Here is a 224-nt window from a genome sequence, read left to right on the forward strand (position 1 = left end):
CACGTCTACCTGACGCCGGCCGGCATCGAGCGGATCGAGATGCAGACCCAGTCGCTGCTGCCGAACGGCTACGACCAAGAGCAGCGCCTGGACGGGATCGAGATCTGGAAGGCGGCGGCCGAGCCCCGGATCGCATCGATCGCCACCGACTTGGCGGCGCTGGCGAAGAAGTCCTCGGACAAGGCCGATCGCGCGATGTTCGTGGAGATCGCCCAGGATCTGGC

1 protein-coding gene is annotated in these 224 nt (G+C 67.0%); it reads left to right on the forward strand.

All coding sequences use genetic code 11. The features are described 5' to 3' along the window. Positions 1-224: hypothetical protein (locus tag ACSHWJ_RS16170; protein ID WP_432540153.1), on the forward strand; the 224-nt coding region annotated here is incomplete at both ends.

It is taken from the genome of Methylococcus sp. S1M (genome assembly GCF_051295855.1).
Taxonomy (GTDB): Bacteria; Pseudomonadota; Gammaproteobacteria; order Methylococcales; family Methylococcaceae; genus Methylococcus; species Methylococcus capsulatus.